The following is a 25,626-nucleotide window of genomic DNA, read 5'->3' on the forward strand; positions in this document are numbered from 1 at the left end:
ACCAACTGATGGAACAACGGTATGCGACCAATCCGGACCAGATCCGCCATTTCGACACGGCGGAGCTCCGTCGGCAGTATCTGATCTCCGACCTGTTCGCCCCCGACCAGGTCAAGCTTGTCTACACGCACCACGACCGCATAGTGCTGGGCGGGATCACCCCGGTCAACGCGCCGCTTAGCTTGACCGCGCCGGACGAACTGCGGGCGCCCAGCTTCTTCGCGAACCGCGAGGCCGGGTTCGTCAACGTGGGCGGAGACGGAATTGTCACCGTTGGCGGCGAAGTCCACGAACTGCCGCACGGCGGCTGCCTGTACATTGGCAAAGACGCCCCCGACCCGTCGTTCGCCAGCGCGCAGCCCGCCGACCCGGCCCGCTTCTACGTGTTCTCCGCGCCGGCGCACACGTCTTACCCGACTGCGGCGGTGGCGCCGGGGCAGGGCACAGTCCGCGAGCTCGGCGACCCGCTCACCTCCAACGAGCGCCTCCTCAACCAGTACATCCATCTGGACGGCGTGCCCTCATGCCAGGTGGTGATGGGCGTGACAACGCTCAGGCCCGGCTCCATGTGGAACACCATGCCCGCCCACACCCACGACCGGCGCACCGAGTGCTACCTCTATTTCGACCTGCCGGAGGAAGCTCGCGTGGTCCATCTGCTGGGCGAGCCGAAGCAGACCCGCCACCTGATAGTCGCCAACCGGGAAGCGGTCATCTCGCCAAGCTGGTCCATCCACTCGGGTGTCGGCACGGCATCGTATTCCTTCGTCTGGGCCATGGCGGGCGAAAACAAAACCTTTGACGACATGGACCCGGCCCCGGCGGCCGGACTCGAGTAGTGTCCAAGACCGCGCGCCTGTCCGCGCGGGGGGCTGCCCAAGGCGACGGCCCCGGCGCCCCCTCCCCCGCGCGCCGCGCAAACGAGCCCGCCCGCGCGGCCCAAGGCCCCTGGCAAACCCGGCGGGCCTTGGCCTTCCAATACGCGGACAACGCCGCCTGCCTGAGGCGACCGGCGGCACCGGCGCCACACGCGGCACAGTCTGCACGCGCGGCGGGGAAAGGCGGGGCTCCGGCCGACGCCCGCCCCCGTCCCGCCCAACTCAAACGAAATGGAGGGTGAGCATGCGGCAATTCGGATCGCAGCTAGTCCCCGTGGTGGTGATCGACAACGCCCAGGACGCCAACCCGCTCGCTGACGCGCTGGTGGCCGGGGGCCTGCCGGTCGCGGAGATCACCTTGCGCACGCCTGCCAGTTTGGAGGCCATCCGGGCGCTGGCCCACCGCGAGGACATCCTGGTCGGGGCCGGCACCGTGCTGGGCGCCGCCCAATTGGAGGGGGCGCTGGCGGCGGGCGCACGCTTCGCCGTGTCGCCGGGGTTCACGCCAGCGTTGCTGCAGCGGGCCGCCGAGCTTCACGCGTGGCTCATCCCCGGCGCCACCACGGCGGCCGAGGTCCAGCAACTCCTGGAATGGGGCCTGGACCTGATCAAGTTCTTCCCGGCCGCCACCGCCGGCGGACCCGGCGCCATCAAAGCCTTGGCGGCGCCGTTCCGGCAGGCTCGCTTCATCCCGACCGGCGGCGTCAACGCCGACAACCTGGCCGAATACCTCTCGCTGCCGTCCGTCAGCCAGGTCGGCGGCTCCTGGATGGTGCCCCGGAGCGCCATCGCGGCCGGGGACTTCGACGGGATCCAGACCCTGGTCCGCCAGGCGGTCGCGTTGGCAGATCAGATCGTCGGGGCGGCGGGGGGCACCCAATGACCGCGTCCGCCGAACCGAATGACCGCCGGTACGACATTGTGGCCCTGGGCGAGGTCATGTTGCGCCTCGACCCCGGCGAGGGGCGGGTTCACACCGCCACCAGCTTCACGGTCGCCGAAGGCGGCGGAGAATACAACGTGGCGCGAGGTCTGGCCAGCGTCTTCGGGTTGCGGGCGGCTGTGGTCACAGCCCTGGTGGACAACCCCGTGGGACGCTTGATCGAGGCCCGGATACGGGCGGGGGGCGTGGACGCCGACTTCGTCAAGTGGGTCGCCTTCGACGGGATTGGACGCGAGTCGCGCAACGGGCTCAACTTCACCGAACGCGGCTTCGGGGTTCGCGGCGCGGTGGGGGTGTCCGACCGGGGCCACACCGCGATTTCCCAAATGACGCCCGATGCCGTCGACTGGGACACGCTGTTCGGCCGCCTTGGGACGCGCTGGTTCCACACCGGCGGCATCTATTGCGGCCTGTCCGAACAGTCCTCCCGGACCGCCCTCGCGGCCGTCAAGGCCGCCAAGGAGCACGGCGCGACCGTCTCATACGACCTGAATTACCGTCCCAGCCTGTGGCGTGGGAACGGCGGCCAGGCCCGCGCCCGCGCGGTCAACCGGGAAATCGCGCCCTACGTGGACGTGATGCTGGGCAACGAGGAGGACTTCACGGCGGCGCTCGGCTTCGAGGTGGCCGGGGTGGACGCCAACCTCACGCAATTGCCCACCGAGTCTTATGCGGCCATGATCAGCGAAGTCGCCCAGGCGTACCCGAACCTGCGGGTGATCGCGACCACTTTGCGGACCGTCCGGTCCGCCTCCGTCAACGATTGGGGAGCGCTGGCCTGGTCCCCGGAAGAGGGCCTGTGCCAGGCCGCGACCCGCGAGGGCCTGTTCATCCTGGACCGGGTGGGCGGCGGCGACTCCTTCGCCTCCGGGTTGATTTACGGCCTGCTGACGGACGCCGGCCTGGCCGCGGCGGTGAACTACGGCGCCGCTCATGGGGCTCTGGCCATGACGACCCCCGGCGACACGTCCATGGCCACCAAGAGCGAGGTCCTCAAGCTGGCGGGAGGCGGCAGCGCCCGCATCGACCGGTGAGCTCCGTCCGCCTGCCCACTTGGTCGCGCTCGTCGTCCGCCAACTCCAACAAGGCCTTCGGCCTGCCCGTCCTCGCCACACCCCATCGCGCCGGGCTTACAGCGCGAACTCAAGGCGGGAACAGTAGGGGCGTCTGACGGTCGTGGCCGGATCGACTGGCGTCCAGGAAACCCTCAGCTAATTGCAAGGATTCCCCCAGACTAGCCTGCCAGACTCCTTCTCGGTCAACTGATCGGAAGGACTCATCCAGATGCTCGCAAGAATCAGGCGACGGGCCGCGACCAGGACTCGCCCGGGCCCAGACGGAACCGGCCCGGACGCTGCCGCCGAGCCTCCAGCACAAGGCGACGGCCGGCCGCCGGACCGCCGGCGGCGGAGAAGGCGCTGGCCTTGGTTGGTGGCCGGGGTCGGCGCCTTGGCGGCGGGTGTCGCAACCTACTGGGTGGTCTGGGGCAGCCCCGAGGCGGAGGCCGACCAAGTCATCACCCAGACGGCCACAGCCAGCCTGCAAACCCTTGACAAGTCCGTCTCCGCCACCGGGACCATCACCCAGGCGGTCAACGAGACGGTCTCCTTCGAGGCCAGCGGAACGGTTCTGAGCGTCGAGGTGGCCGAAGGCGACATGGTCGAAGAGGGGCAGACGCTCGCCACGATCGACACCTTGCGGCTGGAGGCCGCCCGCCTCGAAGCCGAAGCCGCCTTGGCCCAGGCCGAGGCTTCGCTGTCCCAGGCGGAGGCGGCCGACGACGGCTCCACGGCATCGGACGCCAAGATCGCAGCCGCCGAAGCGCAGGTCGACGTCGCCGAATCGAACCTCGCGACGGCCGAATCCAACATGGCCGACGCGGTCCTGGTCGCGCCGGCCGCCGGGCAGGTCACCTCTGTGGCCGTGGCAGTCGGCGACTTCGTCGGGTCGGCGACCGGATCGGGAACATCAAGCGGCGCCGGCGGGGCCATGGCGGGCGCCGGTCAGACGGCCTCTGGCTCGACCGGCGCGGCCTTCACCATTGTGGGGACCGAGTCTTGGTCGATCGACCTGACCGTCTCGGACTCCGACCTGGCGCTGTTGGAGATCGGCGGCCAGGCCGAGATCACGGTGAACGGGATTTCCGAGAACATCTTCGGTGTCATCGCCTCGCTCGGGCGGGTCGCTTCGACATCCGGCGGCAGCGCCGCCTTCCCGGTGGTCGTCCAAATCACCGGCAACCCGGAGGGCCTGTTGGACGGGTTGAGCGCGACCGTGGCGCTGATCTACGAACGGCGCACCGATGTGCTGACGGTGCCGCTCAGCGCCATCCAGACCGAGGATGGCGTCTCCTACGTGGACAAACTGGTCGACTCGGTCGCCACCCGGACCGAGGTCACCCTGGGCGAAACCTCCGGCTCGTTGGTGGAGATCACGCAAGGTCTGGACGAGGGCGACCAGGTGCAGATCATGGTGACGGTTTCGAGCGGGGGGTCGGAATCCGGCGACGGCGACGGCCAAGAGTTCCAGATCGGGCCTGGCGGGACCGGCGGCGAGTGGTCTTTCGACCAAATGCCCGGCGGGGGGCAGTTCCAGATGCCGGACGGCGGACAGATGCGGCAGCCAGGCGGCATGGGCGGCGGAGGCGGCATGGGCGGCGGGGGGTTCCCCAATGGCTGACACGGTGGTCATTCGCCTGGAGGGCGTTCGCAAGGTCTACACCAGCGGGGACATCGAGTTCGAGGCCCTCAGGGGGGTCACCCTGAGCATAGACGAGGGCGAATATGTGGCCGTGGTCGGCCCGTCCGGATCAGGCAAATCGACCCTGATGAACATTCTCGGCTGCCTCGACGTGGCCACCGAGGGCCGTTACCAGATCGCAGGCGAGGACGTGGGCCAGATGGACGAGGCCGACCTGGCGGAGGTCCGCGGCCGCCGCATCGGCTTCGTCTTCCAGCAGTTCAATCTGCTGCCCGCGATGTCGGCCTGGCGCAATGTCGAACTGCCCCTGTCCTACGCCGGGGTGGGCCCGGCCGAGCGCAAACGCCGGGCCGTGGCGGCGCTGGAGAGAGTCGGCCTGGGCGACAAGATCGACAACCGGCCGGGCCAGCTCTCAGGCGGCCAGCAACAGCGGGTCGCCATCGCCCGCGCGCTGGTCAGCCAGCCGACGCTGCTGCTGGCGGACGAGCCGACTGGCAATCTCGACTCGGCTTCGGCGCGGGAAATCCTCGACGTCTTCGACCAGGTGCATCGAGACGGGCGGACAGTTGTGCTAATCACCCATGATTGGGACGTGGCCCGGCGCACCGACCGGTCAATCGAGGTGCGCGACGGCATGATCATGGAACGCGGCGAACCTTCGCCGGCAGGGGTTGATGGGCCATGAGTTGGGGCGAGACGATTCGGACCGGTCTGGCCGCCATCCGCTCGCACGCCATGCGTTCGATGCTGACGATTCTGGGCATCCTGATCGGCATAGCGGCCGTGATCTTGACCGTGGGGCTGGGTTTGGGCACCCAGAAGGACGTTTCCGAGTCGATTTCCTCGCTCGGCTCGAACCTGCTGATCATACGGCCCGGGTCGTCGACCAGTTTGGAGGGCGTCCGCGGCGGTTTCGGGTCCTCCAGCAGCCTGACGATGGACGATGCCGCCGCCCTGCAGTCCGCCACGGCCGCGCCGGACATCGCCGGGGTTGCGCCGGAAGCCTCGACCTCTGTGTCGCTGGAAAACGGCGACACCAACTGGACGACCACCGTCACCGGCACCACCGCGTCCTGGCCGTCCGTCCGCTCACGCTCGCTCCTCCAGGGCGAGTTCTTCTCCGAGGCCGACGCCGCCGCCGGGGCCAGCGTCATAGTGTTGGGCGCCGAGACCGCCCAGGAACTGTTCGGCACCACTTGGGCGACCGGCCGCTCGGTGACCATCGATTCGTCCACCTACGAGGTGGTCGGCGTGCTGGCGGAACAGGGCTCGTCCGACGAGACCAACCTTGACGACCTGGCGGTGGTCCCGATGAAGACCTATTCCGCGCAGATCTCGACCTCGACCACAACGACGGCGGTCCAGACGCTCTACGTCCAGGCCGCCACCGCGGACACTCTCTCGGCCGCCTACCAGGAGGCTGAGACACTGCTGTTGAACCTGCACGGGATCACCGATTCGGCATCGGCGGACTTCTCCATCTCATCGCAAGACGCGCTGGTCTCCACGGCCACCGCCGTTTACCGCACTTTGACCGTCTTGTTGGTGGGCATCGCGGCGATCGCCTTGCTGGTCGGCGGGATTGGGGTGATGAACATCATGCTGGTCTCGGTGACCGAGCGGACCCGCGAGATCGGGTTGCGCAAAGCCTTGGGCGCCAAGCCTTCGGCGATCCGCCGCCAGTTCCTGGTCGAAGCCACGGTCCTCGGGCTGGTGGGCGGCGTCTTGGGGGCGGGGTTGGGCATCACCGGCGCGCTGACCCTGCCGAGCGCGTTGGGTTCGTCAATCGTCATCTCCTGGCCGGCGGTGTTCGGGGCGGTGGCGGTGGCGGTCGGAATCGGCCTGGTCTTCGGCGTTTACCCGGCCACCCGCGCCGCCAAGCTGGCGCCGGTCGACGCTTTGCGGGCCGAATGAGGACCACGCCGGCGGTCAACTTTCCCAGACAGATCAAGATATGGAGTCACCGATGAAACTGCCACTGACAATTCGAGTCGGCCGGATGGCCGCCTTGGCCGCGGCCGCCCTGGCACTGACCGGCTGCGGCGGTGAGGCCCAACCGTCCGGCGGCGCCGAGGCCTCGACCGGCGGACCCGCCGAGACGGGCAGACCGGCCCAGGAGGGTGGCGGCGCGACCGAGGCCAACCCCGGCGTGTCCGGAACGATCGCCGCCGTCACAGACGACTTGCTCCAGGTCCAGGACTCGGAAAAGCAGACCGCAGTGTCCTATTCGGCCGACACGGTCATCACCGAGCAGGTGGCCGGTTCGGCGGCGGACGTGGTGGTCGGCTCCTGCGTGACCGCGATGGGCCAGGCGACTGATCCCCAGGCGGGCGACGATCCCGCCGACCAGGGCGACGATCAAGGGACCTTCGCGGCCGCCACCGTCGCCGTGTCCCCGGCCCAGGCCGACGGAACCTGCGCCTCGGTCGGCGCCGGCCGCGCCCAGGGCGGCCCGGGCGGGTGGTCGGAGGGAGAAATGCCCGAGGGGATGCCTGAGGGGGAAATGCCGACTGACCGGCCATCCGGCATGGGTCCGGCTGATCCCAGCTGGTCTGGCGACCAGGGCGAAGGCGGAGGCCGAGCGCCGGGTGCCGCGATGACGGCGAACATCGCTGTGGGCCTGGTGACGGCCGTCGATGGCGATGCGGTGACGGTCGAGCAGTCCGGCCAGTTGGCTTTCGGGGGCGGTCAGGCAGAGGCTCAATCGCCTCCGGCCGAAGACCAGTCCGAGCCGGTCAGCCGCTCTTTCACGATCACCGACGCGGAGATCACCGTCACCCGTACCGCAGACGCCAGTTCGTTGGAGGTCGGCAAGTGCGTTATGGCGCGGGGGGAGGTCGACGACTCGGGCCGGGTGGACGCCGAATCACTGCTGGTCTCCACGCCGGGCGAACAAGGCTGCGCCTCCGCCGCCGGCGGCCGTGGGGCCTTCCAATTTGGCGGGTCGGAGGGCGCGGGCGCCCCGGACGGAGCCGGGTCCAGGTCAGGCGGCCCGGCCCGGGATCGGTCCGGTGGAACGACCGGCGCTGACGGCGCCGCCACAGGTGGAGGAGGCACGACATGACCGAGAGGCCGTCCACCCTGGTCGCTGGCCGGGCCGCCGACCCGGCCAGCCGCAATGCGCGGCGGCGCCGCCGCCGCTTCATAATCGCCGCCGCGGCCTGCGTCGTGGCGCTCGGGGCCGGCGGCGGGACGGCCTTCGCCCTGAACCGGGCCGGAGGCCCCGCCTACCGCACAGCCGTCGCCGAGCCCGGCTCGGTGGTCCAACAGGCCAGCGGTGTCGGAACGGTCGAGATCGATTCTCAAGACCAGGCGGCGTTTCCCGTCGCCGGGACGATCGAGGCCGTGGCCGTCAAGGTGGGCGACACGGTCAGCGCCGGCCAAACCCTGGCCTCATTGGACATGACAGACCTCAACGAGTCTGTCCAGCAGGCCGAAGAGGCGTTGGCAGACGCAGAGGACCAACTGGCGACAGATCTGGAGGACCAGGCTTCCGGCACCGGATCGTCTTCGACCCAGACGACTGGTCTAGAGGCGGTGGCCAGCGAGGGCGCCGCCGCTGGCGCCGTCACCGCCGACTTGCGGGCCGGCGACGGCCTGGTGGTGTCCAACGCGGTCTACACGGCTTTGGGCCAAGACGGCGGCACTGTCAGCGGCGGTGCCCGGCCGGCCGGGGCCGGCGAGCCGACTGGTCCAACTGACAACGCCCCGGCAGAGGTGGACGCGGCGGTGGCGGCGGTCAAGGCCGCCCAAGACGACTTGCTGGCCGCCTACGAGGTGGTCCAGGGCCTGCTCGAAGCCGCTTCGGTGGGCCTGGAGGCGTCCGATTCGGCTTGTGCCGCCTTCCTGGCGGCCGTTTTCCCTGTCGCCGGCGACTCTTCGGACGACCAGGCGGCCGATGACGGCGCGGCCGCGCTGGCGGCCATCCAGCAGTCGCTGGTGGACTGCCAGACTGCCATCGCCGCCGCCCAGAACGCGCAAACCGACCTCGGCGCCGCCCAGGCGGCGCTGATCGAGAAGGCGGCCGCCTTGAACGCGGCCGTCGACAAACTGGCGGCGGCAGTGGATGAGAGCCTCGGATCGGACGGGGGTTCGCCGGAACCGACGCCGACGGATCCCGAGACGACAGAACCCGACCCGGCCCAGCCCGGCCCCGGCGAGACTGGCGGAGACGGAACCGGCGGAGGCGAGACCGGCGGAGGGGAGACTGGCGGAGGCGGAACCGGCGGAGACGTGACCGGCGGCCCTGCGCAAGGCCAAAGCCCAAGCGGCGGCCAGGGTTCGGCGCCCGGCGGGACGGCATCGGGCGGCCAGGGTTCCGCGCCCGGCGGGACGGCATCGGGCGGCCAAGTCGTCACCGCCGAGCAGATCTTGAGCGACCAAGCCCAGATCAAGTTGCTGGAGGCGAAACTGGTCATAGCGCGGTCCGAGCGGCAAGCCGGGACTCTGACGGCGGCCATCGGCGGCACGGTGCTGGCGGTGAACGCGGTCGCGGGCGACTCGGTCAGCGCCGGCCAGGTCGTGGCGGTGGTCGACGCCGGCCAAGGCTTCACCGTCAATTTGACCCTGGGGCTGAGCACAGTCAAAGAGTTGGCCATCGGCAACCCGGCGGTCTTCACCGCCGGTTCGACCGACCAGGAGTTGACCGGGCAGATCACCTCGATCGGAATCACCAACCTGTCCAATACCTCTGTCCCGGCCTTCGCGGTGGCCCTGTCGGTCGACCAGGCCGACGCCAGGCTCTTCGGGGGCGCCAGCGTGACGGTCTTGATCACGGTCGCCAGCAGCGACAATGTGGTGACGGTGCCGACTTCGGCGGTGCACATCTCCGCCAGCCAGGCGTCGGTGCAAGTGCTGCGGGGCTCGGAACTGACAGAGGCGCCCGTGACGGTGGGCGCGCTGGGGGCGGAGTTGACGGAAATCGTGGACGGGGTGGCGCTGGGCGACGTGGTAGTGCTGGCGGACCTGTCCAAGGACGTGATCGAGGAGACATCTTCGACTTCCGGCGGATCATCGTTGGTCGGAAACGGGATGACGACCGGCGGCGGCCTGACGGTCACCGTGGTCCCGCCCGGCGGGGCCGGCGGCGGCCCAATGATGCGCGGACGCGGCGGCTGACGCCGCTATCCCCCGGTTCGGGACGCTAGCGGGACCGTGAGCCTGTCGACCGCCTGGTCACCCGGCGCCTGATCCCCGACCGGTTTCTCCGGCCGGTTCGCCGCCACGCCGCGGGCGCTGGCGGGATGTTCTGTCTTGGCGGTGGCGCGCCGACAAGGCCCGTCAGCCAAGGCCCAAGAAGCGGTCGGGCTGCCATTGCCTCTTCCCGCACCGGACGCAGTCGTCAGCGCAATGTTCGATTGACTCTTGGCCCGACGTGGAGTGGCCGCCCATCCAGACGTCGTCGATGGCGACGGTCTCAATCCAGGTGCTCGTCTCCCAAAGGTGGTCCTCGCCCTCGCGCCCGCACCGGGAGCACACGACTTGGCAAGCCTTTCCCGACGCGGCCGGTTCCCAGGCGTGCGCGGCCTGCGGGTCGACCGTGCCGCAGCGAACACACTTGCAGGTGCCTTCATACTGGTGCGAGCCTTCCCAATACTCGCGGCAGCGCCCACATCGAAGGCACTGGCAGTTGTCCCAGCTATGCCCGAAGAGGCAACTCAGCTTCATCGCTTCCCCCTGCAAGGTGCTCGCACCGGTTAGGAGCGGCCAAGATAGCACGCCGCGGCTTTCACCGGAAAACACCCTACGGCCCAGCGGCCTCAGCCGGGGACGGGCGCCTGGGCCGGGGCTTGACCCGTCCGGCGGGGTCCCCGCAAGCGGGCCGCGGGCCGCAGGCCGCCCTCGGAGCGGGCCCGCCCGCGGCCCAGAGCGCTACCGCCAGAGCTCGCGGATGGCCGGGGCGAGCGCCCGGAAGGCTTTCCCGCGATGCGAGATCGCGTTCTTCTGCGCGGGCGTCAATTCCGCGGAGGTGGCGGCGTGGCCGTCCGGGATCAGGATCGGGTCGTAGCCGAAGCCGCCGGTGCCGCGCGGCTCCCGGGCGAGCCGGCCCGGCATGCGCCCGGTCTCCACCCGCTCGCGCCCGTCCGGCAGGACCAGCGCCGCCGCGCATTCGAACCAGGCACCCCGGTCTTCCTCGCGGACGTCGCGCAATTGGTCCAGCAGCAGGGTCAGGTTGGCGGCGTCGTCGCCGTGGCCGCCCGCCCAACGGGCGGAGAACACCCCCGGCGCGCCGCCCATGGCCGCGACGCACAGCCCCGAATCGTCCGCCACCGCCGGCAGCCCGGTAGCGGCCGCGCACGCGCGGGCTTTCAGCAGCGCGTTCGCCGCGAAAGTCACCCCGTCCTCGGTTGGGGACGGCGCGTTCAACTCGCCGGCGCCGACAACTTGGAGGGGGCCCAGCGCGTCTGCGGCCGCCAAGATGGCCCTCAACTCCGCCACTTTGTGCGGGTTGTGGGTGGCCAGCACCAAACGCGGGCCGCCCGCGGCGCCCCCCGGCCCTGCGGCCACCATCATCGGCGCCGCTCCCCCGCCCCCAACGTCGCGGCCTGGCCCGCAACCCTCCCGAGGCCCGCCGCCGGGGCGGGCAAGCCCAGGCGCCCCGATCCCGGCGGCGCGGTCATCCGGCCAGCACCTGCGCCTGCAGGCGGGCCAGCTGCGCGCAGCCGGTCAGGGCCAAGTCCAACAGCCGGTCCAGTTCGACCCGCGAGAACGGCGCCCGCTCCGCCGTCCCCTGGACCTCGACGAACTTCCCCGAGCCGTCCGCGACCACATTCATGTCGGTTTCGGCACGGACGTCCTCGGAGTACGGCAAGTCCAGCATTGGCGTTCCGCCCACAATCCCAACGGAAACGGCCGCGACCGACCCGGTCAACGCCGCCGCCGACTTCCCGACGTAACCTTTGGCGCGGGCCCACTCGACGGCATCGGCCAATGCGACGTAGGCCCCCGTGATCGAGGCGGTGCGCGTCCCGCCGTCCGCCTGCAGCACGTCGCAGTCCAGTTGGATGGTGTTCTCGCCGAGCGCGCGCAGGTCCACCACGGCGCGCAGGGCGCGGCCGATCAGCCGGGAGATCTCGTGGGTGCGCCCACCGATCTTCCCGCGCACCGATTCGCGGTCCGTCCGTTCGGCGGTGGCGCGCGGCAGCATCGAGTATTCGGCCGTCACCCAGCCCTCCCCGGTGCCGCGCCGCCACCGGGGCACGCCGGGGCTGAACGATGCCGCGCACAACACCCGCGTGTTCCCGCACGTTATCAGCGCGGAACCCTCGGCGGTCTCCAGCCAGCCGCGCTCAATCGCCACGTTTCGAAGTTGGTCTACTGTGCGGCCATCGGCCCGAGTGAATCCAGTCACAGGCCAAGACCCTACCCGCCCCGGCCGGCTTCCGTGACCTGGGGCCTTGGGCGCGCCCGCCGCCGCGGGGCGCCGGAGCGCTTGCGGTCAGCGCCGAAGGCCGATGGACGCCGAAACCGCGTCAGTCGGCCAACCTATCGAGCGGGGCCGGGAAGTCTTCGGTCGGAGAGTCGGTGCCGGCTTCGCCCTCGTCACGGACGAGTTGGCGCAGTTCCCGGCGGACGGCTCCGCGTTGGCACGGATCGGCCAGCCGGAGGCGTCTTGAAAGGCCGCGTGCGGGTCCCGCGCTTGACAGCCACTCATCCGCGGTCGCCAAAGCCGTGGCCGGCGCCCATCCGCGAGCTGTGAGATCGCCCACAACCTCCTCGATAAGATCGGCCTCGTCGTACGGTCCGGCGAAGACATTCGCCAGCGTGCGTGTCGGCACGACCAATCGCGCAGTGAAATGAATCCAGCGCTGCATCAGCAGGGTGACGCCGTACAAGCTCATGATCGCCATCCGCTCGGCCTTGAGAGCCGCGTCAGCCCCGACTGTGCCGATCCCTCGAAAATCAACCGCCGGGTAAGCGCCGGTTGACATGCCGGGCAGATAACACAGGTCAAAGGGGGCGTCTGCCCAATCTGATCGGTACTTTTGCCGTGTCGCTTCCACTTGGGCGCACAGCAAGTTCGGATTGAGCGTATTCCCACGCCGCATTGAACACGGATGTTGAATCAAGACGTGGAGGGCACCGTCGCCGAGCCTCAGAACGTCTCCCGTGAAAAGCGGACGGTACCTCAATTCGGCGGCAGAAACCGGATCCTGGGCGGCGTAGAGGCTGTCGCTCTTGTCCGGCGTTTCAAGATGGGTCAGGGTCGTCACCGCCCCGTGTAAGGCGAACAGAAACCTGTCCGTCTGAGGCCAGATAGGTCTCGAACTCCCGACTGGGCGAATGGCCCCTCCATTCCGGGGCGAGTTCGTCCAGAACCGCCTCGGGACCTCCGACGCCGGACCACATGAGGGCCAAAACCACGTCGGCCTTCTCCTCCGCCAGCAGATCGATCCCGGTGATGGTGGTGCCTGCCGCGACTGGCATCTCCAGCCATGTGGCCGGATCCGCGATCATGTAGCTCTCCGCAAGGCGCGTCAAAGCGCGAAGCTTGGCCAGAGCCGCCCGGTTGCGCGGCGACACAGCCTCGCCGCGACGCCACTTCTGCACAGCGGGGACGCTGACGCCCAGGATGCGGGCGATGTCGCGCCACGCCAGGCCTTCGGAAGACAGTTCCGCGAGGATGTCAGCCGGAGCCCACCGTGCGAATTGGGCCTGAAGCTCGGCAAGCCGGCTTTGAGCCACCCTATTCTTCAGATCGCTTGTGCCCCGCTTGAGGTCGGCGGCTTCGGAATGCAGCGACTCGGCCTGCTCAAGGAGTCCCTGCGCGAAGCTTGGCTTGGTCTCGGTGACTTCGATGCCGCCAAAAGCACGCAAACTGGGTGACTCAGCTCCAGCGGCGATGCTAGCCACGGTTCAGAACCCTTGCTCTGAGCCGGTCCGTGATGGACCGCTCGAATGCGGCTTTGGCCGGGACGTGGAGACGGTCAGCCATTTTCATCAGTACCTCAGTCCTGGGCTCCGCAAGGGGGTCGCCTGGCTTCGGAAGCCAGAACGCGTCAGTGTCCAACAGGAAATAGGGCCCTGACTGGACCTCCGCCCTCGTCAGGTAGGCGGTTGAGGCAAACGCCGAAGGACCGTTGACGGCACCGTACCTGAGCGCAAGCGAATCCGAACCGCGATTCACCGAGTACAGGATGAGGGACTGCTGTTGCACCAGGGTGAATTCGTCCGGCAGTTCGGGCGCCAACAGGTCCGGGGCAATCCAGTCGGCCCAGTCTGGCTCCAGCCCGTCAGTCGGCACTCGGATCTCGTCCACGTAGCGCAGGCCGACCCGCTCAATCCCGTCGATTTCGAGCGTTCCATCGGGGCGGGCCAAGAGGCTGAGGGCCGTGCGGATGGCGGAGGAGAAATGCTTCCACCCGCAGTAGGCCGACGCCTCCACGCTGAGCGAATTGGGTCCATAGGTGATCGCGAGATCACGGCTTCTGTTGTAGAAGTGATGCAACGGGGCGGGCTGAGAGAAGGCCAAAGAGTCTTCTGCGACCGCAGGATCGAGATTTCGCCGAATCTGTTGCGGCACGTCGGCACGGTGCAGCGGGGCGAGGTCGGCGAGTAAACGCCTGGTCGCGGCGACGAACTGATCATCGACCCGAGGCGTCGGCAAGTGCTTGATCTGAAAGAGGGCCAATACCACCGATGGGTTCGCGTACGTTGCCTGGTCCACTCGCCAAGTATACCGGAACAGCAACCGGAACGGCAACTGGCGGAAAGGCTTGCCGGTCAGGCGATCAGTGCGCTTATCCGCACATGAGACGCTGTGTTGATATTCGCACCACAGATTGGACGGCATGGAAGAGCGGCCTCAATGGGCGGTCCTCCGCTCGCCAGCGGATTTGGGCCTGTTCCTGGCCCGACTCCGCGCCGGGCGCGGTTGGACGCAGGCAGATGCCGCCGCGCATTTCGGCGTGCCGAGGCGATACCTGCACGAATTGGAGCACGCCAAGGAGATCCTCGCGTACACCCGCCTGTTCGAACTGGCGGGCTTGCTGGGAGCGCGAATCACAATCGAGGCCGCCAGCCAGGCCGACCTGGAGGCGGATCCATGGCACGCGTGAAAGCGATGCTCCTCCACTTCCCGGAGTCGATCCGGACGGTGGCTCCGCAGGCGAATGGCAAGGGCGACTCCGCCGCGATCACCGCCTGGGATCTGGTGACGGAAGCCGGGCCTAGGGGAATGCCGCAGGCCCGGCTTGACCGCCTCGCGGCGGACCTCCTGGACGAATTGGTCACCGCGCTTGAGTCAGAGCACGCGTCTCCCCTTCCACCACGGCGTCCCGCAAGCAGCCTGGAACACCGTCCGCGTCCGCGCCGAAGAGTTCCAAACCCACCTGCACGCCTGACCCGCCGGGCGACGATGCCGTCCGCCCGCCTCGCCAGCGCCGTTTGCGGCTCGCAGCCCACGCGCTATTGCGCGTACTTCGCGTAGTCCTCCGGCCACAGTTCATAGGCTCGGTCCTGGCTGATCGGCGTGCGGAAGCCGTGCTCATCCGGAGTCAAGAGCCGGCCGAGCGAAAGCGAATAGTTGATGTCCTCATGCCCGCTTGGATAGAGGGGCTTTGGACCGCCAACGTCAAAACACACGTCCAGGCCCGAAGGGACATACACCATCACCGCGCCGTACTCCTCCGTCCATTCCCCGGATGACAAGGCGCCTGTCTCATACCAGATCTCGCGATCGTCAATAAGGGGGCGGCCGCCCGGAGCGAGTGACTCCTCGTCGACGTAGAACCGACCTTCGAGCACTGTTTGGGCTTGCTCAGCCGACAGAGGGCTGTTGACGTTCCTCTTCCCGTCAATGGTGGCCTGCAGGCTCGCCCGGACATATTGCTCAAGCGCCGCCAGGTCCACAACGAACTCGGGTGCCGCGTTCGGGCCGCCCGGCTGGGCGCTGCCGACAATCAGGCCGGGATACGGGTCATCCGGGCTCGGCGTGTATGGGTCATGCGGCGCTGAATCCGCGTCGGAGGCCGCAGGCGCGACGGGCTCCGAGGGCACGGACGGAGCCGGTTCCTCGCTGGCCGCCTGAACAGTTGGCATGTCACCGCTTTGGGCGGCGCCGCCGCCCCCGCACGCCGCCATTGACGTCGACAACGACAGTGCGATAGCCGCAGCCAAACTCGTTTTCCACACCCTCATGGGTTTTCCCCTCCGCAGGTCGCCGCAGCACCGGTGGCTGGCCGCGGGTGGTTGATCACGAACGCGCTACCCACGCACCCCCACGCAAGTTCCCAGGCGGCCGGCGCGGTCCCGCCGGTGGTGGTCGCCTGCCCCGGCGACATGGGCCCAAACCGTCAGACCGATGACGAGAGGCGGCTGGCGGAGTCCGCCTACCTGTTTTCGCCGGGCACCGGAGACGTGCGCCTCAAATATCCGCCGAGGAGCGGGACCGCAAAGGTCAGTTCGCCCCGTGCGGGAGACTCCGGCCCCTCTGTAACTGCCTCGCGAAAAGCGTTCAACTCGTCATCGCGTCCAGCCAACCGCGGCGGACTCACACCGAAGGTCGGAGTGAATGGATTCCGAGCCACGACGACCCCCTCCTGTGCCTCTAAAGCCCTTTAGAATAGCCCTAACGCTCCTGGTCAGACGGCACATCCGGATCTTAGACGCGCGGGACCACGGCCAACGGGCCTTCTCCATGATGGCGCGCGGATCCTCAGGCCCCAGGCCGGTGGAGCCGGGCAAGGCGGCACCGGGTCGGGCCGCCAAGCCCGTGTCGCTCGGCACGTTCAGGGGCGGTCGCGCTTCTGCGGGCGCGCGTTGTTCAGATGACGTATGACGCGCGGGGGCGCGCCAGATAGACCGGGCCGGGGTAGACGGCCGAGACCGCGCCCAGAGTGGTGGCCGGGTCGTTCCAGGGCGGGAGATGGGTGACCACGACCCGTTTGGCCCGCGCGGCTCTGGCGACCTGGCCCGCCCGCCTTCCGGTCAGGTGGACGCCGCGGGCCACGTCGCGTTGCTCCTCGAAGGCCGCCTCGATCAGCAGGAGGTCGGCGCCCTGGGCCAACGCGGTCAAGCCTTCGCACGTGTCGGTGTCGCCGGAATAACTCAAGGTCACACGCTTGCCCAAAGCGATGTCAGAGGGGCCTTCTAGTCTGAAACCCCAAGCCTCGACAGGGTGTTCCACCCGGAAAGGAGTGATCGTCAATGGCCCGACTGAAATGCCGACCCCCTCCGACCAACTGCCGTAGTGGAAGTCGCCGCCTTCGGAGTTCGGGTCGTGCGAGTACTGCAATTCGGCCAGGTGATGGGGGGTGTCGGCCGGGCCGTAGACCGGCAAGGACTCCATCGCCGCGCCGGGCCGGTACTTGGCGTAGACCGCCAGCCCCGTCAAGTCGGCGCAATGGTCCGGATGAAGGTGGCTCAAGGCGACGAAGTCGAGCGCCTCCGGGGGCAGGAACGCCTGCAACGCGCCGAAGGCGCCTGAGCCCATGTCCATCGCTATGGACCAAAGCCGCCCCGACTGGTCGCGGTTTTGAATCAAGTAGCTCGAAGCGGGCGAGCGGGGACCGGCCAACGACCCGGTGCAGCCGATGACTAACAGCCTCATCCGCCCACCGCCGCCGGAGCCGGTCCGGCCGTCCAAGCTGAGGAGGGCACGGCATCGGGCGCGAATGGGGCGGCGGGCTGGGGCGGGGCGAACGCCGACGGCGCGAAACCGGGGACGGTCGGGATACCCTGCGGCAGGGTCTGGTCGGCGGCTTCCCAGGTCGGAGCCTCGGGGCCCAGGAACCGTCTCGCCAAACGCGCGAACGAGCCCTGGTCGCCGGTCGAGCAGAAGCGGTGGCTCGGGGGCGAATCGCCGCGCCTGAGCAAGTCGCTCGCCACCAATTCGCCGAAAACGTCCTTGGCCGTCTCCTCTGCGGAGGACACCAAGGTCACATCCGGCCCCATCACATAAGAGAGCACGCCGGTCAGCAGCGGGTAGTGGGTGCAGCCCAGCACCAGGGTGTCCACGCGGGCTTCCTGCAGGGCAGCCAGGTAACGGCGGGCCGCCGCGATCACCTCGGGGCCGGAAGTCGATCCGGCCTCGACCAGTTCGACGAACCGCGGGCAGGCTTGCGACGTCAAACGCAAGTGCGGGGCGGCGGCGAACGCGTCGTCGTAGGCGCCCGATTCGATGGTTGTCTGGGTGCCTATCACGCCGACGCGTCCGGTGCGGGTCGCGCCCACGGCCCGGCGCACAGCCGGCCGGATGACTTCCAGCACCGGCACGCCGCGACCCTGCTCATAACGTTCGCGCGCGTCCGCCAAAACCGCCGCCGATGCCGTGTTGCACGCTATGACCAGCAGTTTCACCCCCGCGTCAACCAACCGGTCAAGCCCCGCCAGGGCCAAGGCCCGGACCTCGGCGATCGGCCGGGGGCCGTACGGGGTGTGGGCGGTGTCGCCCAGGTAGAGCACCGCCTCGCCCGGCAACTGGTCTAGGACCGCGCGGGCCACGGTCAGGCCGCCCAGACCCGAGTCGAAGATCCCGATCGGCGCGTCACTCACGCTCCCAGGGTAACCGAGCCAAACGCGGGACCCGTTCACCCAACGGGACCCGACCAGCCCCCGCCCGAACCGGGCCTTCGGTCAAGCGACTTGGGCCGGCGGCGTTTGCCCCGCGGGGCCGCCGAGCGCAAATGTGCGGGCCGATAGACTTGGGCTCCATGAGCCTCGCCCTGTTGACGGACAAGTACGAGCTGACCATGTTGGAGGCCGCGTTGGCGGACGGGGTCGCGGGCCGGCGTTCCGTGTTCGAGGTCTTCGCGCGCCGCCTGCCGCGCGGACGCCGCTACGGGGTCGTGGCGGGGACGGGGCGCCTCATGGAGTTGTTGGGCGAACTGAGCTTCGACGCCCCGGATGGAACGTTGGAGTGGCTGGTGGAGTCCGGGACGGTCAAACCGTCCACGGCCGAATGGCTGGCCTCGTACCGTTTCCGGGGATCGATCAGCGGCTACGCCGAGGGCGAGGTCTATTTCCCCGGCTCGCCGGTCCTGACGGTGGACGGCACCTTCGCCGAGTGCGTGATCCTGGAGACGCTGATCCTCTCCGTCCTGAACCACGACTGCGCGGTCGCCTCGGCCGCCTCGCGCATGACCGCCTCCGCCGGCGAGCGCCCCTGTCTGGAGATGGGGGCCCGCCGCACGCATGAGGAGGCGGCTGCCGCCGCCGCCCGCGCCGCCTACGTGGCCGGGTTCGCCGGCACATCCGTCCTTGAGGCCGGCCGCCGCTGGGGCATCCCCACGATCGGCACCGCCGCCCACGCTTTCACGTTGGTGCATGATTCGGAACGCGAGGCGTTCACCTCGCAGCTAGCCTCCCAAACCGCCGCCACGACTCTCCTGGTGGACACCTACGACATCCGGCAGGCGGTCAACCTGGCGATCGAGTTGGCGGGGCCGGGCCTCCGGGCCGTGCGCCTCGACTCGGGGGACTTGCCGCAGTTGGCGCGCGCGGTCCGCAGGCAACTCGACGCCCTGGGCGCCACCGGCACCGCGATCACGGTCACCTCGGACCTTGACGAATACGCCATCGCTGGCCTGGCGGCCGCGCCGGTCAACTCTTACGGCGTGGGCACCAAACTGGTGACCGGTTCGGGCGCGCCCACCGCCGAAATGGTTTACAAGCTGGTCGCGCGGCAAGACGCCGAGGGCAGGCTCGAACCCGTGGGAAAGCGGTCGTCCGGCGGCAAGTCCACCATTGGCGGAGCCAAGTGGGCCGGCCGGCGGATCGACGACTCGGGGATCGCCGAAGAAGAGGTGATCCTGACGGGGCCGGCCGTCCACCCGGTGGCGCCGGAGTCCTACGGGCTGCGCCCCCTCCAGGTCGGCTACGTGGACCACGGCCAGATAGACCTGGCCCGCGCCGGCCGGTCGTGCCTGGCCGCCGCCCGCGCCCGGCACCTCGCCTCCCGAGACGAGTTGCCCACGTCCGGCCTGCGCCTGTCGGAAGGCGAGCCCGCCATCCCGACCACGGTCTCCAACGTCCTGGACGGCGCCGGCGCCTGACGGCCCCGCCACTGGTCGGCCAGCCTCAAGTCCCCCAGGGGCTCACCTTGGGCCGGCTACGGCAGGCCCGCCTCCCTTTCGACGCTCGCGACCCGTGCGGCCAGCCCTTCCCGAAAGCTGGCGGCGGTCGCGTCCGGAATAGAGTCCTCTTCCGCCAAGGCGGCGTCCAGGGCAGGGCCCAAGCCATTCAATTGCCGCCGCGCCTCAGCCAGAATCCAGTCCTCCGGTACGCCCAGGTCCCGGGCTGCGGCGGCCAAGTGGCGGGCGCGCAAGGCGAACAACCTATTCTCCCCGTCCAGCGACATCGCCAAACGCGCGGAGTACTCGACCTCGGCCGCGTTCCAAAGCATGCTCGCCGAGGCCAAGTCGAACAACGGCGCCAGGCGCGGCGATGGCCCCAAGTGCAGCAACGCATAGTTTTTCGCGTGAGCGTCCGGACAAGCGGCCAGCCAACTGAACACCACGGACCCCGCGAATTGGCGCAGCGTCGCCTCGCCGTGGCGAGGCCCGACCGCCGCGCTCAACAGTTGAGCCACCGCCGCCAATCCGGGGCCGCCGTCCGATTCGTACTTCACATGGCGCCACAGGCCCAACGCCTGGCAGCAGTCCTCCTGGTGAAGGCGGCGCACACGGCCGCTGGGCTCACGCAACCGGTCAAAACGCCGCACCACCACCGCCCGTTCTCCCCCCAAATTCACGACCTCGGTCTGCGCCACCGTCAAGCCAAGCTTCGCGGCCACCCGGCTCGTCAAATGCTCGGCCCAATCTGATTCGTCCTTGCCCGTGAATCCGATCTTGATTATGTGGGTCGAGGGCTCACGGCCTGTCGGCTCGTACCAGCCGACGTCTTCACTCCAGCCCACAGCGAATTTCGGCTGAGCCCCTCCAAGAGACCAACGGCCTTCCGGGCCAGGCGACCAGCCGTACTGGCCCGCCTCCCGCAATGCGCGGATTCGGTCACCGACTTCTTTCAGGCTAAGCGGTTCGCGGCCAGATGCCTGAGCGGGCGTGCGCCCCTCTTCCAGTACCTGAATCGCCCCAGGGCAGTCCTCTCCGGCCCTGGCCAAGATGTCGAACACCGTTGGCCGGGCCAACCCAAGGCCACGCGCCCAACGGGCCCTCGCCTGGTCGTTGTCCGGGAGCAAGTTGTCGAACCACGGTTCCGTCGTTTCGGGACCGTGGTTTTCCTGGGTCAGGGGCAGCGACCAAGACAACGGCATCGCCCGTGGCGCGTTTCTGTATTCGGAGCCGTAGCTGAATGACACCCGTCCGCTGTCCCTGCGCAGTCGCCCGGCCAACCGCCCTGCCAGCCACACGGCCAGCTCGCCGCTCATCGCAAGGCCTCTTGCACCTGGGCGTAGAGCGCGTCGGACTGGTCCTGGTACACGTCAATCCTCAGGCCGACCTCTTGCAGCGCGCGAAGCACCAGGTCGACTCCCGCCGCCGGCGCCCCGGCCTCAGCGGCCACGACCCATTGCCGTGAGACCCCCATCCGCCGCGCCACCTCATCCTGCGTCAGACCACACGTCCGCCTTTGGGAGCGCAAGACCCGGGCCACATCTGTAGCATTCCGAACGTCCAACGTCCTCTCCCCCTCCCCCTCCCAAACCCGCCACAGGCGGCCCGGCATTAGCGGCATCAATAAGTCAACTGTAGCTGACATCTCACAGAATGTCATCGAAAGGTGACATCATCCGAGGGGCGTGTGGTCGGCTAACATCGGTTGCGAGAATTGAATTGTTGGCCTGTGACAGGGAAGCCGGTCGAAACCCGGCGCTGACCCGCAACGGTGGATCGCTGACGCGATGAGCCCGAATGCTGCCCCAGGCCGCAGCGTATCCATCCGTCGAGGTCTGCGGGGGGCGCCGGGGCCTCGGCCCGGTTGGCGTTCCTTTTCGGATCGCCAGCCGAATTGAGGCACATTGTGAGCGCGTTGAAGCGTTGCGCGGCGGGGTTCGCCGCCGTCCTGATCCTGGCCGTTTCGGGCGGTTTGGCCGCGCCCGCTTTGGCCGAGCCCGACCCGCCCGCCGTCGAGGGCGCCGCCTGCCAGGCGGGCCAGGGCGTCACCGTGGTGGTGGACTTCTCCCCGGTCCGCGACGAGGTCGACATTCGTTGCGCGCCCGATGCCGCCGGGTCCATCCGCGAAGCCTTCGCCGCCGCCGGTTTCGACTTAGGCGCGTCCGGCGCCTTCATCAGCGAAATCGACGGAGTCGATGCCGCCCAGCTGGGCGAACAGGGTTGGTGGGGGTTGTTCACCTCGACGGTCGGCGGGACTCCCGGCGGCGGGGCGGCCGCCGACTGGCAGACGGCCTGGGTCGGAGCCGACGCCGGCCCCGTCTGGGCCGACGAGGCTTATTTCTTCCGCCTGTTCGACTCCTGGTCCTGCGACGACCCGGTGGCGTGCTCGCCGCGGGTGCCGTTGGCGGAGGTCTTGGGACGGCAGGGCACCGGCTCCGCGCCGCCGCCGGCCCCGGTGACGCCCGCTACCGGCAGCGCCGCCGCCGCGGCGGGTTGGCTCGGCCGGCAGTTGGCCGCCTCCGGCGACGTGCTGATCGGCAACGGCGTCACCGATTGGGGCCTGACCGTCGACGCGCTGCTGGCGCTGGCCGCCACCGGGGTGGGCGCCGATCAGGCGGCCGCCACCGCCGCGAAGCTGGGCGCCTCCGGCGAGGACTACATTGGCGCGCCCGGCGAAATCGGCGCGAAATGGGCAGCAGTCGCCAAGCTGGCGCTGGCCCTGCAGGTGGCGGGGCTCGACCCGGCCGGATTCCAGGCCGGCGGCGCCGCCCGCAACCTGGTCGCCGACCTGCGCGGGGCGCTGAACGGCGACGGCTCGTTCGGGACCGGCGACAACGCCTTCAGCCATCCGATCGCCCTGATTGTCTTGGCCCGCACGGACGGCGGCGCGCCGCCGGCAGCCGTGAATTGGCTGGCCGCCCAGCAATGCGCCGACGCGGCCAACCCGGCCTTCGGCTCCTTCGGCTGGGCGCCCGATTGCAGTTCGCCGGACCCGGATGCCACCGCGATGGCCATCCAGGGTCTGATCGCCGGCGGCCTGGCGCCCGGCAGCCAGCCTGTTGCGGACGCCGCCGCCTGGCTGGCGGGCCTCCAAGAGTCCGATGGCGGGTTCCCGTCTCCCTGGAGCGGCGCCAACGCCAACACCACCGGGCTGGGCGCCTCCGCTTTAGCGCTGGCGGGCGGCCACGACTCGGCCGTCCAGGCGGCGGCCGGCTACGCCGGCGGCCTCCAGGTCACCTGCGGCACCCTGGCCACGGCGGCGGCCGCGCTGACCGAAGCCCAAGTCGGAGCCATAGCCATGGACCAGGCCGGTTTGGAGGAGGCCGTCGAATTCGGGATCGACCAAGTCAACGGGGATCAGTTCCGGCGGGCCACCGCCCAAGCCGTCTTCGCGTTCGGCACGCCGCCATTGGCCGCTCTAACCCTGGACGGCGCGGCCGCCGCATTGCCGGCCGCGTCCTGCGCCGAACCCTCCGCGTCCCCAAGCCAGTCGGCCGGCGCTTCAACCACCGGCGCCCCATCGCCTTCCACCAGCCCCACCGGGACCCTGCCGGTCACCGGGCCGCTCGCCACGAGCGGCCTGCCGCTGGCCGCCATCGCAACCATCCTGGCCGGCGCGGCGCTGGTGGCCCACCGTCGCCGTGCGAACACCCGCATGGCCAACTGACGGACACACGGGCACGGGCGACCGGAAACAGGGTGGTTCGCGCGAACGGGGCGGACGGCATCGCCGGCGAAACCGGAACGCCCGGCGGGCCTGGCGGCGTCGATAGTTCGGGGGCGGCGACGGAAATGCCCTGACCGCGGCGGAGCCGGCCGGTCCGTGCCCTGGCGCAGGCGGGCGTCAGTCGGAGTCGGAGCCTCCCCCGAACCGCGATTCGTAGATCGCTTTGCAGGCGGGGCAGATCGGATACTTGGAGGGGTCGCGGCCGGGCACCCAAACCTTGCCGCACAGGGCCACGACCGGTTTGCCGGAGACGGCGGACGCGACGATCTTGTCCTCGCGGACGTAGTGCGCGAACCGCTCGTGGCCGCCGGGGTCAAGCTGCGTTTCCTGGCGCTCAAGCAACTCGGTGCCGGCGGCGGGAAGCGCCGGGCCGGCCGGAGCGGCGGGCGCGGACGGCTGCCCCGGAGCAGAATGCGGATCAGACAGGCTCGAAGTCACCCGCCAAGTCTACTTTCAGGCCGCGCCGCGCACGTCAGGCTAGACGACGGGAGGCCGGCCGCCGGGCGGCCCTGGCCGCAAAGCCCTCCAGAACGCGCAACGCCCGAGGCGCCTCCCAGGTGCGGTCCCGCTTGTAGCCGCCGCACTGCACCAGCACTCCGGCCTGCTCCAAGATGTCGATCGCGTTCAACGCGGTGGACGGTGCCACGCCCAGAGCTTCAACGACAAACGCGCCGTTCACCGCCGGCTGCGCGAACAGCGCGTTCGCCAAGCGGACCGCAGTTGGGTTGCGGCGCACGGCTGGCACGGCCATCCATTGGTCCTGGACCTCGCGAATGTCCGCGAGCATCGCGCGGCCGCCGGCCACCGCGGCCAAGGCCGCCTCCGCCACGCGCCGGATGATCGGCTCCGCGTCTCCCCGCCTGTAGGCTTCCAGCGCGGCCACGTACTCGCCGACGTGTGCGAGAAGCCCTGCGGACACCGGGATGGTGGCGCGCGGAGCCAAGCCGCCGCGCCTGAACAGCGTGTGGATCAAGACGCGACCAGTCCGCCCGTTGCCGTCCGCGAACGGGTGGATCGTTTCGAACTGGGCGTGGGCTATCGCCGCCTGCGCGAGAGTTGGCACGTCAGTTCGGGCGGCGAATCTCGACAAATCGTCCATCAACTCGGGCACGCGCTCCCACTTGGGCGGCACAAACGCCGCGCCAATCGGGGACCATCCCGACGTGCCGATCCACACTGGCTCATCACGCCAGCGGCCCGCGAGTTGGGGCGCGGCGCGCCCCATCAACGCGGCATGGATCTCCAATGTTCCCTGGGCGGTGATTTTGGGTATGGCAAGCGCGGCCTCCATGGCCCGGACGTTCGCGGCGATCAATTCCGCATTGTGTCTGGCGCCTGCGCCCAGAGTCGACAGGGCGATTTGACGAGCGCTGGCCGTCAGGTTTTCAATCTGCGACGAGCACGCCGATTCGCTGCGCAACAGCACGGACGGCATGGGCGCCGGAGCGGCGCTCGCCTCCAGGTCGAAACGCACCATTTCAATCATCGCTTCTTCCATGAGAACCGCCGCGCCAGCCGGAATCTGAACCCCCGCCGTGGCGATGTCGGCTGGAACGCACGCGTCATACGGGCCTTGCAACGCGTCGATGGCGCGGCGTGACAAGTTGGATTCCGCCCAGCGCAGGTCTGAGAAGCGCCATTCAAGGGTTTCGGACCGCGCGGCGGGCCATGCGGCACCCGGCGCGCCCGCGAGTAGTTTGGCACCCTGCGCGCCGTCGTGTTGGCCGGTACCTCCCGGCCCGTCTTCCCGGTGCCCGCCGCCTGCGGCGCGGCCATTCTGCCCCACGCGATCCTTCCCCGGGTTCGAAACAGGCGACCCGTGTTGCTTCGGGTTTTGAGCATACCCGAAATAAGCTCGGCGTGCCGGCCTGCGTCGGCAATGCGGCGGCTCGGCCATCTGATTCGTCCGGGCCGCCAACGGTGAACCAGGCCGCGTCGGCCCCGTTTGACGGCAGCCCCGTTTGACGGAAATCAGGCCTGAGCGGCCGCTACCTCCCGGCCGCCGGCCCAGAGCGAGGACACCGGCAGGCCCCTCAGCTTCTCGGCGTATTGGTACGGGTGGTCGGAGAGCGTCGTCACACGCCAGTACTAGGCGAATCTGACGTAGAACGCAGGATTCGCCAGCCCAGGAGGCCGGTGAAGAACCGGCCTCCTAGGCCCGAAACGATGTTTTCCTGCCGCGTTTCCGCTGGTCAGCGTTCCGCTGACCCTCGTCAACACGGTCGGAGCGTGGTTATTCACCACGCTCCTAGTGTCCCACGCCGTAAGTTCGTCTCATAATATGGTATAGTAGAGTGTGGCTAGAACGGACAGCCGGAAGGCGCCCATTGAACTGACCGCGGCCGAGGCGTGTCAGCTGGAGAGCTG

General features: G+C 69.3%; 24 protein-coding genes and 1 riboswitch. Of the genes, 12 read left to right on the forward strand and 12 right to left on the reverse strand.

Features of this window, described 5'->3' with window-relative positions; all coding sequences use genetic code 11:
* Window positions 1-8: 8 nt before the first annotated feature.
* The 8 genes from kduI to LBC97_10125 all read left to right on the forward strand — a co-directional run bounded on the left by kduI (window position 9) and on the right by LBC97_10125 (window position 9,639).
* Entirely contained in the window at window positions 9-839 is an 831-nt protein-coding gene (gene kduI, locus LBC97_10090) for a 5-dehydro-4-deoxy-D-glucuronate isomerase (protein ID MDR2566382.1), read from the forward strand.
* A 283-nt stretch (window positions 840-1,122) separates the two neighbouring features.
* On the forward strand, window positions 1,123-1,761 hold the full coding sequence (gene eda / locus LBC97_10095) for a bifunctional 4-hydroxy-2-oxoglutarate aldolase/2-dehydro-3-deoxy-phosphogluconate aldolase (GenBank protein MDR2566383.1): 639 nt from the start codon (window positions 1,123-1,125) through the stop codon (window positions 1,759-1,761).
* Window positions 1,758-2,855, forward strand: coding sequence for a sugar kinase (locus tag LBC97_10100; GenBank protein ID MDR2566384.1), 1,098 nt, complete (start codon window positions 1,758-1,760; stop codon window positions 2,853-2,855). Before eda ends, LBC97_10100 begins: the two co-directional genes overlap by 4 nt.
* Window positions 2,856-3,252: 397 nt before the next feature.
* A complete protein-coding gene (locus LBC97_10105; GenBank protein MDR2566385.1) occupies window positions 3,253-4,500 on the forward strand; it encodes a biotin/lipoyl-binding protein in 1,248 nt (415 codons plus the stop codon).
* Window positions 4,493-5,206, forward strand: a complete 714-nt coding sequence (locus tag LBC97_10110) for an ABC transporter ATP-binding protein (protein MDR2566386.1) — start codon at window positions 4,493-4,495, stop codon at window positions 5,204-5,206. The genes LBC97_10105 and LBC97_10110 overlap by 8 nt, the downstream gene beginning before the upstream one ends.
* On the forward strand, window positions 5,203-6,435 hold the full coding sequence (locus tag LBC97_10115; protein MDR2566387.1) for an ABC transporter permease: 1,233 nt from the start codon (window positions 5,203-5,205) through the stop codon (window positions 6,433-6,435). The genes LBC97_10110 and LBC97_10115 overlap by 4 nt, the downstream gene beginning before the upstream one ends.
* 52 nt (window positions 6,436-6,487) lie before the next feature.
* Window positions 6,488-7,585 carry a hypothetical protein gene (locus tag LBC97_10120; GenBank protein ID MDR2566388.1) on the forward strand — a complete coding sequence of 366 codons (1,098 nt, stop codon included), beginning with the start codon at window positions 6,488-6,490 and terminating at the stop codon, window positions 7,583-7,585.
* Window positions 7,582-9,639, forward strand: a complete 2,058-nt coding sequence (locus LBC97_10125; protein MDR2566389.1) for a biotin/lipoyl-binding protein — start codon at window positions 7,582-7,584, stop codon at window positions 9,637-9,639. The genes LBC97_10120 and LBC97_10125 overlap by 4 nt, the downstream gene beginning before the upstream one ends.
* A 753-nt stretch (window positions 9,640-10,392) precedes the next feature.
* On the opposite strand, the gene rdgB is transcribed toward LBC97_10125, so the two are convergent.
* The 5 genes from rdgB to LBC97_10150 form a co-directional block, all read right to left on the reverse strand.
* Window positions 10,393-11,031 carry an RdgB/HAM1 family non-canonical purine NTP pyrophosphatase gene (gene rdgB / locus LBC97_10130; protein MDR2566390.1) on the reverse strand — a complete coding sequence of 213 codons (639 nt, stop codon included), beginning with the start codon at window positions 11,029-11,031 and terminating at the stop codon, window positions 10,393-10,395.
* Window positions 11,032-11,137: 106 nt separating this feature from the next.
* Window positions 11,138-11,872, reverse strand: coding sequence for a ribonuclease PH (gene rph / locus LBC97_10135; protein ID MDR2566391.1), 735 nt, complete (start codon window positions 11,870-11,872; stop codon window positions 11,138-11,140).
* A gap of 121 nt (window positions 11,873-11,993) precedes the next feature.
* Entirely contained in the window at window positions 11,994-12,734 is a 741-nt protein-coding gene (locus LBC97_10140; protein MDR2566392.1) for a hypothetical protein, read from the reverse strand.
* A complete protein-coding gene (locus tag LBC97_10145) occupies window positions 12,712-13,374 on the reverse strand; it encodes a hypothetical protein (GenBank protein MDR2566393.1) in 663 nt (220 codons plus the stop codon). Before LBC97_10145 ends, LBC97_10140 begins: the two co-directional genes overlap by 23 nt.
* A complete protein-coding gene (locus tag LBC97_10150; protein ID MDR2566394.1) occupies window positions 13,367-14,188 on the reverse strand; it encodes a TIGR04255 family protein in 822 nt (273 codons plus the stop codon). The genes LBC97_10145 and LBC97_10150 overlap by 8 nt, the downstream gene beginning before the upstream one ends.
* Before the next feature lie 124 nt (window positions 14,189-14,312).
* Between LBC97_10150 and LBC97_10155 the strand changes: the two genes are divergently transcribed.
* On the forward strand, window positions 14,313-14,579 hold the full coding sequence (locus LBC97_10155; protein ID MDR2566395.1) for a helix-turn-helix domain-containing protein: 267 nt from the start codon (window positions 14,313-14,315) through the stop codon (window positions 14,577-14,579).
* Window positions 14,567-14,950, forward strand: coding sequence for a hypothetical protein (locus LBC97_10160; protein MDR2566396.1), 384 nt, complete (start codon window positions 14,567-14,569; stop codon window positions 14,948-14,950). The genes LBC97_10155 and LBC97_10160 overlap by 13 nt, the downstream gene beginning before the upstream one ends.
* Here the strand turns inward: LBC97_10160 and LBC97_10165 are convergent.
* The 3 genes from LBC97_10165 to murI all read right to left on the reverse strand — a co-directional run bounded on the left by LBC97_10165 (window position 14,929) and on the right by murI (window position 18,015).
* Window positions 14,929-15,660, reverse strand: a complete 732-nt coding sequence (locus LBC97_10165) for a hypothetical protein (GenBank protein MDR2566397.1) — start codon at window positions 15,658-15,660, stop codon at window positions 14,929-14,931. The genes LBC97_10160 and LBC97_10165 overlap by 22 nt on opposite strands.
* Window positions 15,661-16,285: 625 nt before the next feature.
* Entirely contained in the window at window positions 16,286-17,071 is a 786-nt protein-coding gene (locus LBC97_10170) for an MBL fold metallo-hydrolase (protein MDR2566398.1), read from the reverse strand.
* Window positions 17,068-18,015: a glutamate racemase gene (gene murI, locus LBC97_10175; protein ID MDR2566399.1), complete on the reverse strand. Its 948-nt coding sequence runs from the start codon at window positions 18,013-18,015 to the stop codon at window positions 17,068-17,070. The genes LBC97_10170 and murI overlap by 4 nt, the downstream gene beginning before the upstream one ends.
* 149 nt (window positions 18,016-18,164) lie before the next feature.
* Here murI and LBC97_10180 point away from each other — a divergent pair, with 149 nt between their 5' ends.
* Window positions 18,165-19,514: a nicotinate phosphoribosyltransferase gene (locus tag LBC97_10180; GenBank protein ID MDR2566400.1), complete on the forward strand. Its 1,350-nt coding sequence runs from the start codon at window positions 18,165-18,167 to the stop codon at window positions 19,512-19,514.
* A gap of 56 nt (window positions 19,515-19,570) precedes the next feature.
* On the opposite strand, the gene LBC97_10185 is transcribed toward LBC97_10180, so the two are convergent.
* Entirely contained in the window at window positions 19,571-20,848 is a 1,278-nt protein-coding gene (locus tag LBC97_10185) for a HipA domain-containing protein (protein ID MDR2566401.1), read from the reverse strand.
* Window positions 20,845-21,177, reverse strand: a complete 333-nt coding sequence (locus LBC97_10190; protein ID MDR2566402.1) for a helix-turn-helix domain-containing protein — start codon at window positions 21,175-21,177, stop codon at window positions 20,845-20,847. Before LBC97_10190 ends, LBC97_10185 begins: the two co-directional genes overlap by 4 nt.
* Window positions 21,178-21,203: 26 nt before the next feature.
* Window positions 21,204-21,355, forward strand: a riboswitch (cobalamin riboswitch).
* Between the two features lie 83 nt (window positions 21,356-21,438).
* Between LBC97_10190 and LBC97_10195 the strand changes: the two genes are divergently transcribed.
* Window positions 21,439-23,199, forward strand: coding sequence for a terpene cyclase/mutase family protein (locus LBC97_10195; protein MDR2566403.1), 1,761 nt, complete (start codon window positions 21,439-21,441; stop codon window positions 23,197-23,199).
* A 177-nt stretch (window positions 23,200-23,376) separates the two neighbouring features.
* On the opposite strand, the gene LBC97_10200 is transcribed toward LBC97_10195, so the two are convergent.
* On the reverse strand, window positions 23,377-23,601 hold the full coding sequence (locus LBC97_10200) for a DUF3039 domain-containing protein (GenBank protein MDR2566404.1): 225 nt from the start codon (window positions 23,599-23,601) through the stop codon (window positions 23,377-23,379).
* Between the two features lie 130 nt (window positions 23,602-23,731).
* The gene (locus LBC97_10205; GenBank protein ID MDR2566405.1) at window positions 23,732-25,045 is read right to left on the reverse strand and encodes a Fic family protein; all 1,314 of its coding nucleotides are present in this window, start codon (window positions 25,043-25,045) and stop codon (window positions 23,732-23,734) included.
* Window positions 25,046-25,626: the final 581 nt, after the last annotated feature.

The sequence above is a fragment of the Bifidobacteriaceae bacterium genome, assembly GCA_031281585.1.
In the GTDB taxonomy this organism is placed as follows: domain Bacteria; phylum Actinomycetota; class Actinomycetes; order Actinomycetales; family WQXJ01; genus JAIRTF01.

Coding starts and splice junctions, on each gene's coding strand:
- LBC97_10170 (MDR2566398.1), bottom strand. CDS start 17,071: ATGAGGCTGTTAGTCATCGGCTGCACCGGGTCGTTGGCCGGTCCCCGC.
- LBC97_10160 (MDR2566396.1), top strand. CDS start 14,567: ATGGCACGCGTGAAAGCGATGCTCCTCCACTTCCCGGAGTCGATCCGG.
- LBC97_10190 (MDR2566402.1), bottom strand. CDS start 21,177: ATGTCAGCTACAGTTGACTTATTGATGCCGCTAATGCCGGGCCGCCTG.
- LBC97_10110 (MDR2566386.1), top strand. CDS start 4,493: ATGGCTGACACGGTGGTCATTCGCCTGGAGGGCGTTCGCAAGGTCTAC.
- LBC97_10155 (MDR2566395.1), top strand. CDS start 14,313: ATGGAAGAGCGGCCTCAATGGGCGGTCCTCCGCTCGCCAGCGGATTTG.
- LBC97_10115 (MDR2566387.1), top strand. CDS start 5,203: ATGAGTTGGGGCGAGACGATTCGGACCGGTCTGGCCGCCATCCGCTCG.
- LBC97_10120 (MDR2566388.1), top strand. CDS start 6,488: ATGAAACTGCCACTGACAATTCGAGTCGGCCGGATGGCCGCCTTGGCC.
- rdgB (MDR2566390.1), bottom strand. CDS start 11,031: ATGGTGGCCGCAGGGCCGGGGGGCGCCGCGGGCGGCCCGCGTTTGGTG.
- LBC97_10185 (MDR2566401.1), bottom strand. CDS start 20,848: ATGAGCGGCGAGCTGGCCGTGTGGCTGGCAGGGCGGTTGGCCGGGCGA.
- eda (MDR2566383.1), top strand. CDS start 1,123: ATGCGGCAATTCGGATCGCAGCTAGTCCCCGTGGTGGTGATCGACAAC.
- LBC97_10100 (MDR2566384.1), top strand. CDS start 1,758: ATGACCGCGTCCGCCGAACCGAATGACCGCCGGTACGACATTGTGGCC.
- LBC97_10165 (MDR2566397.1), bottom strand. CDS start 15,660: ATGAGGGTGTGGAAAACGAGTTTGGCTGCGGCTATCGCACTGTCGTTG.
- LBC97_10125 (MDR2566389.1), top strand. CDS start 7,582: ATGACCGAGAGGCCGTCCACCCTGGTCGCTGGCCGGGCCGCCGACCCG.
- kduI (MDR2566382.1), top strand. CDS start 9: ATGGAACAACGGTATGCGACCAATCCGGACCAGATCCGCCATTTCGAC.